The sequence below is a fragment of the Pseudomonas sp. NPDC089396 genome, from assembly GCF_044749545.1.
Taxonomy (GTDB): domain Bacteria; phylum Pseudomonadota; class Gammaproteobacteria; order Pseudomonadales; family Pseudomonadaceae; genus Aquipseudomonas.
The window spans coordinates 324,413-336,758 of the sequence record NZ_JBIVIC010000002.1 but is presented as its reverse complement, the minus strand read 5'-3'; the positions used below and the strand labels follow the sequence as shown (position 1 = coordinate 336,758).

Below are 12,346 nucleotides of genomic sequence, written 5' to 3'. Positions count from 1 at the left end.
AAGGCAGACAACGGGGTTGTCAGCACGCTTGCCAGAGGCTCAAACTGGCAGCTTTTCCACTGGTACGCGAGCACGCGGCCAGTCCCGTCCAGAGCGCGAGACCTCCAAGCGCCAACTGCACAGATCATTCGGGGATCCTGACATGGAACTGGTTGTAAAAAGCGTAGCTGCTGCATCCGTAAAAACCGCCACACTGGTCGTACCGGTGGGCGAAGGCCGCAAGCTCGGCGCCGTTGCCAAGGCCGTCGACCAGGCCACCGAAGGCGCCATCAGTGCCGTGCTCAAGCGCGGCGACCTGGCCGGCAAGGCTGGCCAGACCCTGCTGCTGCAAAGCCTGCCGGGCCTGAAGGCCGAGCGCGTGCTGCTGGTTGGCAGCGGCAAGGACGAAGCCCTTGGCGACCGCGCCTTCCGCAAGCTGGTCGCCAGCGTGGCCGGCGTGCTCAAGGGCCTCAACGGCAGCGATGCGGTGCTGGCGCTGGACGACATTGCCGTCAACCACCGCAATGCTCATTACGGCAAGTACCGCCTGCTGGCCGAGACCCTGCTCGACGGCGAATACGTGTTCGACCGTTTCAAGAGCCAGAAGGCCGAGCCACGCGCGCTGAAAAAGATCACCCTGCTGGCCGACAAGTCGGGCCAGGCCGAGGTCGAGCGCGCCGTCAAGCATGCCAGTGCCATCGCCACCGGCATGGCGTTCACCCGCGACCTGGGCAACCTGCCGCCCAACCTGTGCCACCCCAGCTACCTCGCCGAGCAAGCCAAGGACCTGGGCAAGGCCCACAAGGCCCTGAAGGTCGAAGTGCTGGACGACAAGAAGATCAAGGACCTGGGCATGGGCGCGTTCTACGCCGTGGGCCAGGGCAGCGACCAGCCGCCACGCCTGATCGTGCTCAACTACCAGGGCGCCAAGAAGGCCGACAAGCCCTTCGTGCTGGTCGGCAAGGGCATCACCTTCGACACCGGCGGCATCAGCCTCAAGCCGGGCGCCGGCATGGACGAGATGAAGTACGACATGTGCGGTGCCGCCAGCGTGTTCGGCACCCTGCGCGCGGTGCTCGAACTGCAGCTGCCGATCAACCTGGTGTGCCTGCTGGCCTGTGCCGAGAACATGCCCAGCGGCGGCGCCACCCGCCCGGGCGACATCGTCACCACCATGAGCGGCCAGACCGTGGAAATCCTCAACACCGACGCCGAAGGCCGTCTGGTGCTGTGCGACACCCTCACCTACGCCGAACGCTTCAAGCCACAGGCCGTGATCGACATCGCCACCCTGACCGGTGCCTGCATCGTTGCCCTGGGCAGCCATACCTCGGGCCTGATGGGCAACAACGACGACCTGGTCGGCCAACTGCTGGACGCCGGCAAGCGTGCCGATGACCGCGCCTGGCAGCTGCCGCTGTTCGACGAGTACCAGGAGCAGCTGGACAGCCCGTTCGCCGACATGGGCAACATCGGTGGACCGAAGGCCGGCACCATCACCGCCGGTTGCTTCCTTTCGCGCTTCGCCAAGACCTATGACTGGGCGCACCTGGACATCGCCGGCACCGCCTGGATCAGCGGCGGCAAGGACAAGGGCGCCACTGGCCGTCCGGTACCGCTGCTGACCCAGTACCTGCTGGATCGCGCCGGCGCCTGATGGCGCAAGACCGGTGGCGCCTGAGGGCGCCGCCGGTCGGCAGAGAGAACCATGAGCAAAGTCGATTTCTACATCCTGCCCACCGACTCGCTGTCGGCGCGGCTGGATTTCGCCTGCAAGCTGTGCGAGAAGGCCTGGCGCCTCGGTCACCGGGTCTACCTGCATTGCCAGGACGCCGAACAGCGCGACGCGCTGGACCAGCGTTTGTGGCGCTTCAAGGGCGAGGCATTCGTTCCCCACGACCTGGCCGAGGCCCATGCCGATGCCAGGGTGGCCCTGGGCCTGGCCGACGATGCCGGTGACCACCGCGACCTGCTGATCAACCTGGGTGCCAAGGTGCCCGGGTTCGTCGGCCAGTTCGAGCGGGTCGCCGAGATCGTGGTCGAGGAGCCCGGCATCCGCCTGTCGGCCCGTGAACGTTTCCGTTTCTACCGCGAACAGGGCTATGCTCTGCAAGACCACCGCTTACAGCGACTTTGACGACGATGGACAAGCCTTCCGCCCTACCCGATTCCGCCCATCTGCTCGACGACCTGGAGTCGATTCGCCAACTGCTGGGCGATGCCGACCTGCAGCCACCGTTGCTGACCGAGACGGTCGAGCAGATTCCGCTGCTGCTGGACACACCGACCGGCAATCCAGCGCCCACGCCCGAGCAGGTCAAACCTGAGCCCGAGCCTGAGGAAGACCCGCAAACCCGTCGCCAGGACACCTTGCTGCACCTGGAAGCGGAACTGCGCGCCGCAGCGCAGTTGATCATGCAGGACGTGATCAACGACTTCACCCCGCATATCGAGACCGAGATCAAACGCCGGCTCGATGCGCGTATCGAGCGGTTGATCCAGCGTTCGGAATAAAAACCTGGGGGCGCTTTGCGCCCCTTTCGCGACACAAGGCCGCTCCTACAAGAACCGCGTTGCTCTGTAGGAGCGGCCTTGTGTCGCGAAAGGGCTGCAAAGCAGCCCCCGCCCTGTCGCCTGCGGCCCCCAGCTTGGTTATACTGCCCGGCTTTCCCGAATATATGCCATAGGGTCCCGCCGAGCATGGATAAGACCTACCAGCCGCACGCTATCGAAACTTCCTGGTACAACACCTGGGAGGCCGAAAACTATTTCGCCCCGCAAGGTGCAGGCGAGTCCTACACCATCATGATCCCGCCACCGAACGTGACGGGCAGCCTGCACATGGGCCACGGTTTCAACAACGCGATCATGGACGCCCTGATCCGTTTCCGCCGCATGCAGGGCCGCAATACCCTGTGGCAGCCAGGCACCGACCACGCCGGTATCGCCACCCAGATGCTGGTAGAGCGCCAGCTCGAAGCCAAGGGCCAGAACCGCCACGACCTGGGCCGCGAAGCCTTCCTCGACAAGATCTGGGAATGGAAAGAACAGTCCGGTGGCACCATCAGCCGCCAGATCCGTCGCCTGGGCTCGTCGGTCGACTGGAGCCGTGAGCGCTTCACCATGGACGACGGCCTGTCCGAAGCGGTCAAGGAAGCCTTCGTGCGCCTGCACGAGGACGGCCTGATCTACCGCGGCAAGCGCCTGGTCAACTGGGACACCAAGCTGCACACGGCGATCTCCGACCTCGAAGTGGAAAACCACGACGAGAAGGGCCACCTGTGGAACCTGCGCTACCCGCTGGCCGACGGCGCCAAGACCGCCGAAGGCAAGGACTACCTGGTGGTCGCCACCACCCGTCCGGAAACCCTGCTGGGTGATGCCGCGGTCGCGGTCAACCCGAACGACGAGCGCTACCAGGCACTGATCGGCAAATTCGTCGAACTGCCACTGGTCGGCCGTCGCATCCCGATCGTCGCCGACGACTACTGCGACCCGGAATTCGGCACCGGCTGCGTGAAGATCACCCCGGCCCACGACTTCAACGACTATGAAGTCGGCAAGCGCCACAACCTGCCGCTGCTGAACATCTTCGACAAGAACGCGCTGGTGCTGTCCGCCGCCCAGGCCTTCAACCTCGACGGCAGCGTCAACGAGCAGGTCGACACCAGCCTGCCTGCCCAATACGCCGGCCTCGACCGCTTCGTCGCGCGCAAGCAGATCGTTGCCGACCTGGACGCCCAGGGCCTGCTGGTCAGCATCGACGACCACGCGCTGAAAGTGCCGAAGGGCGACCGCTCCGGTACCGTCATCGAGCCGTGGCTGACCGACCAGTGGTATGTCTCCACCAAGCCGCTGGCCGAGCCTGCGATCGCTGCCGTGGAAGACGGCCGCATCCAGTTCGTGCCCAAGCAGTACGAGAACATGTACTTCTCCTGGATGCGTGACATCCAGGACTGGTGCATCAGCCGTCAGCTGTGGTGGGGCCACCGTATCCCGGCCTGGTACGACGAGGCCGGCCAGGTCTATGTCGGCCGTGACGAAGCCGAAGTCCGCGCCAAGCACAAGCTCGGTGCCGACGTAGTCCTGCGCCAGGACGACGACGTGCTCGACACCTGGTTCAGTTCCGGCCTGTGGACCTTCTCCACCCTGGGCTGGCCACAGCAGACCGAATTCCTCAAGACCTTCCACTCCACCGACGTGTTGGTCACCGGTTTCGACATCATCTTCTTCTGGGTTGCGCGCATGATCATGCTGACCATGCACCTGATCAAGAACGAGGATGGCACCCCGCAGGTCCCGTTCAAGACCGTGTACGTGCACGGCCTCGTGCGCGACGGCCAGGGTCAGAAGATGTCCAAGTCCAAGGGCAACGTCCTCGACCCGCTGGACATCGTCGACGGCATCACCCTCGACGCCCTGCTGGAAAAACGCACCAGCGGCATGATGCAGCCCAAGCTTGCCGAGAAGATCGCCAAGCAGACCAAGGCCGAGTTCCCGGAAGGCATCGCCAGCTACGGCACCGACGCCCTGCGCTTCACGTTCTGTTCGCTGGCCTCCACCGGCCGCGACATCAAGTTCGACATGGGCCGCGTCGAAGGCTATCGCAACTTCTGCAACAAGATCTGGAACGCCGCCCGCTATGTGCTGGACAAGGGCGAGGACTGCGGCCAGAACGGCGAGGCCTACGAGCTGTCGCTGGCTGACCGCTGGATCATCTCGCAGCTGCAGCGCACCGAAGCCGAAGTGACCCGCCAGCTCGAGCAGTTCCGTTTCGACCTGGCCAGCCAGGCCTTGTACGAGTTCATCTGGAACCAGTACTGCGACTGGTACCTGGAGCTGTCCAAGCCGGTACTGTGGGACGAGAACGCTCCGGTCGAACGCGCCCGTGGCACCCGTCGTACCCTGGTTCGCGTGCTGGAAGTGGCGCTGCGCCTGGCGCATCCGTTCATGCCGTTCATCACCGAAGAGATCTGGCAGCGCATCGCGCCGCTGGCCGGCATCGACGGCAAGACCATCATGCTGCAGCCGTGGCCGGTGGCTAACGAAGCCCGCATCGACGTGGCGGCCGAAGGCGATATCGAATGGCTGCAACAGCTGATGGTCGGCCTGCGCAACATCCGCGCCGAAATGAACATCGGCCCAGGCAAGCCACTGCCGCTGTTCCTCAAGAACGCCAACGCCGACGACCAGCGCCGCCTGCAAGAGAACGAGGCGCTGCTGAAGAAACTGGCCAAGGTCGAGTCGTTCACCGTGCTCGGCGATGCCGACGAAGCCCCGCTGTCGGCCACCGCTCTGGTCGGTGACCTGCAGGTGCTGGTGCCGATGGCCGGCCTGATCGACAAGGATGCGGAGCTTGCGCGCCTGAACAAGGAAATTCAGCGCCTGCAAGGTGAAGTGCAGCGCGTGGGCGGCAAGCTGTCCAACGCCGCCTTCGTCGACAAGGCACCGCCTGCGGTGATCGAGAAGGAGCGCGCCAAGCTGGCTGAGTCCGAGCAGGCGCTGGCCAACTTCACCGAGCAGCATGCGCGGATTGCGGCGCTGTAACTTAGTGAAGCTATAAGCGGGCTGCTTTGCAGCCCATCGCCGGCAAGCCGGCTCCCACAAGTACAGTACAGTGCTGTACCTGTGGGAGCCGGCTTGCCGGCGATGCTTTTTCAGGACCTCACCATGACCCAGAAACCCACCCTGCACCCGCGTAACCGCCACCAGGGCCGCTACGACTTCCCCAGCCTGATCAAGGCCCACCCTGACCTGGCCCGCTTCACCATCACCAACCCCCACGGCAAGCCCAGCATCGACTTCGCCAACCCCGAAGCCGTGCGGGTGTTCAACCGCGCCTTGCTCAAGGCCCAGTACGGCATCCAGCACTGGGACATCCCCGCCGATTACCTGTGCCCGCCCATCCCTGGCCGCGCCGACTACATCCATGTAGCCGCCGACCTGCTGGCCGATGACAACGCCGGCGAAGTGCCCAGGGGCGCTCAGATCAGCGCCCTGGACATCGGTGTCGGTGCCAACTGCATCTACCCACTGCTCGGCCACAGCGACTACCGCTGGCGCTTTGTAGGCAGCGACATCGACCCGGTGGCGCTGGCCTCGGCCAAGGCCATCGTCCAGGCCAACGGCCTGGCCAAGGGCATTGCCCTGCGCCAGCAAGGCGACCGCAAGCACATCCTCAGTGGTTTGCTGCAGGCAGAGGAACGCTTCGACCTGACTCTGTGCAACCCACCCTTCCACGCCTCACGCGAAGAAGCCACCCGTGGCAGCCAGCGCAAGTGGAAGAACCTCGGCAAGCAAGACCCCAAGCGAAAACTGCCTGTGCTCAACTTCGGCGGGCAGAACAACGAACTGTGGTGCGAGGGCGGCGAGATTCGTTTCGTCACGCAACTGATCGGTGAAAGCGTGCAGTACGCGCAGCAGGTGCTGTGGTTCACCAGCCTGGTGTCCAAGGTCAGCAACCTGCCCGGCATCGAGGCGGCCCTGAGCAAGGCCGGCGTCAAGGCCCGGCGCATCGTCGAGATGGGCCAGGGGCAGAAGCAGAGCCGTATGATCGCCTGGAGCTTCCACGACGAAGGGGCACGCCAGGCCTGGCATGCCCGGCGTAAATCGCAGGCATGAAAAAACCGCGCCCGGGCAAGCCGGGCGCGGTTTCGTCAACGCCTCAACAATTACTTGTTGATGGAGTCGCTCAGGGCTTTGGCCGGAACGAACTTGACGACTTTCTTGGCAGCGATTTCGATGGCGGCGCCAGTCGAAGGGTTGCGGCCGGTACGGGCAGGACGCTCGGAGACTTTCAGCTTGCCAATGCCTGGCAGGGTGATTTCAGCGCCGTTTTCCAGTTGGTCGGCAACGATCTGGCCCAGTTGCTCCAGTGCGTTGCGAGCGGTGGTTTTCGGCGCGTCGATGGCTTCGGCGATGTCGGCAATCAGTTGGTCTTTGGTCAATGCCATGGTGATGTTCCTTCCCTATCCAATTCAGTGGTTATGCAGCGTTCTACGACGTTATCGGGCCAGCCCCTGAAAAGTGGAGGGCCGCGCCAATCGCGCATGTAGATACGCAAATCGGCGTTTGGTTCGACACGGCGTGAGTACGCTGCCAGCAATGCGCCACCCGAGGTGCGCAAGACCGCGCAAAGCTACCACAGGAATGGATAAATATCCGCTGCCCGCTTCGTTTTTATGCAGGTTTTTCGGGGGTTTCAGCCGAAAACGCGCAAAATTGAACAAAAAACGAACAACAGGTATTTCAGCCAACATCCGGCCACTGCGCCACCTGTGACCTGGGGTAAACTTGACCCCTTTTGCAGCGCGGCCCCTGACCGCCCCAGACTCGCCGAGACCCCCATGCCAATCCGTCACTGCATCGTTCACCTGATCGACAAGAAGCCCGATGGCAGCCCCGCCGTGCTCCACGCACGGGACACGGAGCTTGCGGCATCGGACGCCATCGAGAACCTGCTGGCCGACCTCAACGACAGCTACAACGCCAAACAGGGCAAAGCCTGGGGATTCTTCCACGGCGAATCGGGCGCCTACCCGCTGAGCGGCTGGCTCAAGCAATACCTGGAAGACGAAAAGGACTTTGCGGCCTTCAGCCGGGTAGCCGTCGAACACCTGCAGAAGCTGATGGAAGAATCCAACCTCTCCACGGGCGGCCACATCCTCTTCGCCCACTACCAGCAAGGCATGACCGACTACCTGGCGATCGCCCTGCTGCACCACAGTGAAGGCGTGGCGGTAAACGCCGAACTGGATGTGACACCCTCGCGCCATCTGGACCTGGGCCAGTTGCACCTGGCGGCGCGCGTCAACTTGTCGGAGTGGAAGAACAACCAGAACTCCAAGCAGTACATCTCGTTCATCAAAGGCAAGAACGGCAAGAAGGTCTCCGACTATTTCCGCGACTTCATCGGTTGCCAGGAAGGTGTCGATGGCCCAGGAGAAACCCGAACCCTGCTCAAGGCGTTCAGCGATTTCGTCGAAAGCGAGGACCTGCCCGAAGCGTCTGCCCGCGAAAAGACCCAGACCCTGGTCGACTACGCCACTACCCAGACCAAGCTGGGCGAACCGGTGACCCTGGAAGAACTGTCCAGCCTGATCGACGAGGACCGCCCCAAGGCGTTCTACGACCACATCCGCAACAAGGACTACGGCCTGTCGCCGGAAATCCCCGCGGATAAACGCACCCTCAACCAGTTCCGCCGCTTCACCGGCCGCGCCGAAGGCCTGTCGATCAGCTTCGAGGCGCACTTGCTGGGGGACAAGGTGGAGTACGACGAGACCGCCGGCACCTTGATCATCAAGGGGCTGCCGACGCAGCTGGTAGATCAGCTCAAGCGCCGCAAGGACTGATCAGCAGCCTGCATAGGAGGCGACCAACGCCTCCTTCGCCGACTTGCGCAGTTTCTTCACCAGGCGTTCCTGACGCAGGGCCTCGCCCTTGTCCGGCCACTGCTCGACATAGACCAATGCCTGCGCCGGGCTGGTCTTGAAATAGCGCGCCCCCTGCCCCTTCTGGTGCGCCACGAAGCGCCGCTGCGGGTCATCGCTGATGCCGCAGTACAGCGAGCCATTGGCGGCCCGCACCAGGTAGACATACCAGGGTTTGCTGATCACGGATGTGGATACGTCGCTCACCATCGCCCTGACGCTCAGCTCGCCTGCTGGAAGGCACGCAGCCCTTTGAACGCCTGCTGACGTACCTTGGTCTGCAGCATGGGCGACCAGCCAAGCAATACCCCAGGCATGCCCAGCGCCTGCCGCGACCAGCGCCACAGGTCGAAGCTGTCGTCGTGCTGACAGACAAGGCCGTCTCGGATGACGAAGCGTGCCTGGATATCATTGATGACAATGCGGCCCGTCTGGCTGAACAAGTAGGTCGCCACCCAGTGGGCGCAGCCGCTGCCCGCGTCGGCACGGACCTGATCGAAGGTCAGGGAAAACTCCTTGGCACGGGCGGTGAGCATGCGCCACATGTCACCGGCATCACGCCCACGCAAGGTGCCGAAGACGGGGTCGCTGAAGACGATGTCGTCGCTGTAGCAGGCCACCATCGCCTCGGCGTCCAGACGCTGGAAGGCCTGGTAGAAGCGGGTGATCAGGTCACGATTGGCGTCGCTCATGGGCGAGGCCCTCCTGGTGGTTTAAAGCAGCACGATAATCTGCCCCGCGTGTGTATGCCAGTACGGGCCCTATCGCCGGCAAGCCGGCTCCCACAGGTACACCACCGGCCTTGAAACCTCTGCCGTATCTGTGGGAGCCGGCTTGTCGTGGCGACGAACCGCGGCGATAGGGCCTGATAGGCCTCAGAGTTTTTCGCAAGTCACCTGCACATGCAGCGCCCGCCCAGCCCCAAGCCCGAACACAATGGCCCCCACCCCCAGCACAGCGAAAATCCACCCCACCGCGTCCCAGCCGCCGGTCAAGTCATGCACCAGCCCTACCGCGAACGGCCCCATGGACGCCAGCGTATAACCCACCCCCTGAGCCATGCTCGACAGGTTCGCCGCCACATGGGCATCCTTCGAGCGCAACACGATCAGCGTCAATGCCAGGGCAAAGGTACCGCCCTGCCCCAACCCCAGCAGTACCGCCCAGCCCCACAGCCCTTCGATTGGCGCATACAGGCAACCGAACAGGCCCGCCAGGGTGACCAGCATCACGAGCACGATAGCCAGACGCTGGTCCTTGCCCCGCGTCGCCAGCCACGGCGCACTCAGCGAGCTGATCAGTTGCACGATCACCGAGCCGGACAGCACCAGCCCGGCCTCGGTCGGGCTCAGACCGCGGCCGATGAGGATCGACGGCAACCAGCCAAAGACGATATAGGCCAAGGATGACTGCAAGCCCATGTACAGGGTGACTTGCCAGGCCAGCGGATCACGCCACAGCCCGCGCACCCGATAGGCCACCTTGTGCAGGCCATGGCCCTGGCGCGCCTGGGGCAGCCAGACCAGCATCGCCAGTAGCGCCGGCAGCATCCAGAAACCCAGGCCAAGTGCCCAGCTGTCGTCGAAATGCGTGCTCAGCGGCACCGTGGCGCCAGCGGCCATGGCCGCGCCCAGGCACAGGGCCATGGTATAGACCCCGGTCAAGGTCCCGGCATGCTGCGGGAAATCGCGCTTGACGATACCCGGCAACAACACGCCGATGATGCCGATGCTGGCACCCGCCATCAGGCTACCCACGAACACCCCGACCGCGCCCAGCGCACTGCGCACCAGGATGCCCAGGGCCAGGGTCAACAAGATGCCGAGGATTACCCGCTCGCTGCCAAAGCGCCGCGCCAGGACCGGCGCCAGCGGTGCGAACAGCCCCAGGCAGAGCACCGGCAGGGTTGTCAGCAGGCCGGCTTGCGAGGCGCTCAAGCCCAAGCCCTCGGACACCTGGCCGAGTACAGGCGCCATGCTCGACAGCGCTGGGCGCAGGTTCAATGCCACCAGCACCAGCCCCAGCAGCAATAGCCAGGGCCGGCGCAGCACAACAGCCTGTTGCTGCACTTGCTCATCGTCGGCTTCGGCATCGATCAGCAGTTCATCGAGCTCTCGCTCGCGGGTCATTGGTTCAGCCATGGCCTTCTCGTGGTCAGGATTCTATGAGCGTACGGCTCAGGCGCTTGGCCTGCTCCGCATCGCGTTGTTCGATGGCGGTGAGGATCTGCCCATGCAGGTCGAAAGTCGCCTGGCAGCGTGGCACGGTGGCCATGTTGCGCTGCAACGCCGCGCTGACGACACCCGAGAAATAACGGTACAACTCGCTCAGCGCCGGGTTGTGCGCGGCATCGATCAAGCGCTGGTGAAACACCAGATCGCAGCTGACATAAGCATTGACGTCGCCATGAAAGTGCCCCGCGCTGGCCTGCAGGGCTTCACGCAAGCCTCGCAAGTCCTCGTCGGTGCGTCGCAGCGCCGCCAGGCCAATGGCTTCGCTTTCCAGAATGTGCCGGGTTTCCCGAGCCTGCTCGGGCGTACAGCGAGACATGGCCAGCACGGCTTGCAACGGGTCTTGGCAGGTACGCAGGTAACTGCCGTCACCCTGACGGATTTCCACCAGGCCGCTGAATGCCAACACGCGCATGGCTTCGCGCACGGTATTGCGGCTGATGCCCATTTCAACCGCCAGCACAGGCTCGGTCGGCAATCGCTCGCCCACTTGCCAGTCGCCCTGAAGGATGCGTTCGCGCATGCGTTCGACGGCCAGCTCGACCAAGGAACGCCGAGGCAATTCGCTGCTCATGATACTCAACCAATCATCCGATGAATTTGCGAAGCTTACTGAAACACTCCACAGACTTCAATGCAACTGGCATTTCCATCAGTTGCGGCTGCTACGTTTTGTTGTAACCCTCGCGGCTAGACACTCAGGGAGACATCGCCATGCAGATGACCAGCTTGCTGTTGGTGGCTTGCCTACTGCTCGCCGCTTGCGGTGCAGAGCCTGCGGCCAAGCACCCCAAGACGCTGCTGATCGGTATCGATGGCGTTCAGCTTCAGCAATATGAGGCATTGGGTGACGACACTCAGCTCAAGCGGCGCCTGCATTACACCCTGGCCTATACCGGCGGCATCACGGGGCAAGCCAGTGAGCAGGCGACGCTCAGCGGCCCCGGCTGGATGACCTTGCTCACCGGCGTTTGGGCGAACAAGCATGGCGTCACCGCCAATATCGAGTCACAACGACTCAACCCTGCATATCCCAGCCTTTTCAAACGGCTGCGCCAGGCGCTGCCCAATGCCTATCTGGCCAGCGTGGTGAACTGGTCACCCATCAATACGGCATTCTTGTTTGAGGATGCCCGGGACAACGATGTGCGCGAAAGCGGCTTGAGCGATGAACAGGTGACCGTGCGGGCACTGCAAATCCTCGACAGCCAAGCGGCGGACTTTACCTTCATCCATCTCGATGAACCCGATCAGGTTGGCCACAGCGCCGGCTTCGGCGCGGGTTATCAATTGGCCCTGCGCGAGGCTGACAACCGGGTTGGCCGACTGCTGGACAAGGTCGAGGCACGTGCCAACAAGCAGCCCCAGGAAGATTGGCTGGTGATCGTCAGCACAGATCATGGTCGCGACTACCGGGGCAAAGACCATGGCGGCGCCACGGAGCAGGAAAAGACCGTATTCATTGCCAGCAACAAGGCGCTGAACGCAGGGTTGAGCGCTACCGGTAACAGCGAAGACAACCCAGGTTTCAACGGTCTGTACCGGCATGCCGCGCAAACGTCGGTTGCACCGACCGTGCTGCGACATATGGGGATTGAGCTACTGCCTGAATGGGAACTCGACGGCACGACGATCGTGGATGAAACGGACGCACACAAAGCAGATTTGAAGGTGAGCGGCAGCGCCGGAAACAGCCACTGAGCA

Annotated in this window: 11 protein-coding genes and 1 pseudogene; 7 read left to right on the top strand and 5 right to left on the bottom strand. The window is 63.5% G+C overall.

What is annotated here, in order from left to right; all coding sequences use genetic code 11:
- Nucleotides 1-142: 142 nt before the first annotated feature.
- The 5 genes from ACIPZB_RS04570 (at nucleotide 143) to rlmF (ending at nucleotide 6,600) form a co-directional block, all read left to right on the top strand.
- A complete protein-coding gene (locus tag ACIPZB_RS04570) occupies nucleotides 143-1,636 on the top strand; it encodes a leucyl aminopeptidase (RefSeq protein WP_400639151.1) in 1,494 nt (497 codons plus the stop codon).
- Nucleotides 1,637-1,687: 51 nt separating this feature from the next.
- On the top strand, nucleotides 1,688-2,116 hold the full coding sequence (locus ACIPZB_RS04565) for a DNA polymerase III subunit chi (RefSeq protein WP_400639150.1): 429 nt from the start codon (nucleotides 1,688-1,690) through the stop codon (nucleotides 2,114-2,116).
- A gap of 5 nt (nucleotides 2,117-2,121) precedes the next feature.
- Nucleotides 2,122-2,493 (top strand): DNA polymerase III subunit chi, encoded by a 372-nt coding sequence (locus tag ACIPZB_RS04560; protein ID WP_400639149.1) that lies wholly within the window; start codon nucleotides 2,122-2,124, stop codon nucleotides 2,491-2,493.
- 186 nt (nucleotides 2,494-2,679) lie between these two features.
- Nucleotides 2,680-5,526: a valine--tRNA ligase gene (locus ACIPZB_RS04555; RefSeq protein ID WP_400639148.1), complete on the top strand. Its 2,847-nt coding sequence runs from the start codon at nucleotides 2,680-2,682 to the stop codon at nucleotides 5,524-5,526.
- Nucleotides 5,527-5,649: 123 nt separating this feature from the next.
- Nucleotides 5,650-6,600, top strand: coding sequence for a 23S rRNA (adenine(1618)-N(6))-methyltransferase RlmF (gene rlmF / locus ACIPZB_RS04550; protein WP_400639147.1), 951 nt, complete (start codon nucleotides 5,650-5,652; stop codon nucleotides 6,598-6,600).
- Between the two features lie 50 nt (nucleotides 6,601-6,650).
- Here the strand turns inward: rlmF and ACIPZB_RS04545 are convergent, their stop codons facing one another.
- On the bottom strand, nucleotides 6,651-6,932 hold the full coding sequence (locus ACIPZB_RS04545) for an HU family DNA-binding protein (protein WP_008098055.1): 282 nt from the start codon (nucleotides 6,930-6,932) through the stop codon (nucleotides 6,651-6,653).
- A 393-nt stretch (nucleotides 6,933-7,325) separates the two neighbouring features.
- Here ACIPZB_RS04545 and yejK point away from each other — a divergent pair, with 393 nt between their 5' ends.
- On the top strand, nucleotides 7,326-8,333 hold the full coding sequence (gene yejK, locus ACIPZB_RS04540; RefSeq protein WP_008098053.1) for a nucleoid-associated protein YejK: 1,008 nt from the start codon (nucleotides 7,326-7,328) through the stop codon (nucleotides 8,331-8,333).
- Here yejK and ACIPZB_RS04535 read toward each other — a convergent pair whose 3' ends face one another.
- The 4 genes from ACIPZB_RS04535 to ACIPZB_RS04520 all read right to left on the bottom strand — a co-directional run bounded on the left by ACIPZB_RS04535 (nucleotide 8,334) and on the right by ACIPZB_RS04520 (nucleotide 11,216).
- Entirely contained in the window at nucleotides 8,334-8,621 is a 288-nt protein-coding gene (locus tag ACIPZB_RS04535) for a GIY-YIG nuclease family protein (protein ID WP_400639146.1), read from the bottom strand.
- 11 nt (nucleotides 8,622-8,632) lie between these two features.
- A complete protein-coding gene (locus tag ACIPZB_RS04530; RefSeq protein ID WP_400639145.1) occupies nucleotides 8,633-9,103 on the bottom strand; it encodes a nuclear transport factor 2 family protein in 471 nt (156 codons plus the stop codon).
- Nucleotides 9,104-9,286: 183 nt separating this feature from the next.
- The gene (locus ACIPZB_RS04525; RefSeq protein ID WP_400639144.1) at nucleotides 9,287-10,552 is read right to left on the bottom strand and encodes a CynX/NimT family MFS transporter; all 1,266 of its coding nucleotides are present in this window, start codon (nucleotides 10,550-10,552) and stop codon (nucleotides 9,287-9,289) included.
- A gap of 13 nt (nucleotides 10,553-10,565) precedes the next feature.
- Complete coding sequence (locus ACIPZB_RS04520) at nucleotides 10,566-11,216, bottom strand: FadR/GntR family transcriptional regulator (protein WP_400639143.1); 651 nt, start codon at nucleotides 11,214-11,216, stop codon at nucleotides 10,566-10,568.
- A gap of 140 nt (nucleotides 11,217-11,356) precedes the next feature.
- Between ACIPZB_RS04520 and ACIPZB_RS04515 the strand changes: the two are divergent.
- Nucleotides 11,357-12,304 (top strand): annotated as a pseudogene (locus ACIPZB_RS04515) (alkaline phosphatase family protein); the annotation flags it as partial.
- Nucleotides 12,305-12,346: the final 42 nt, after the last annotated feature.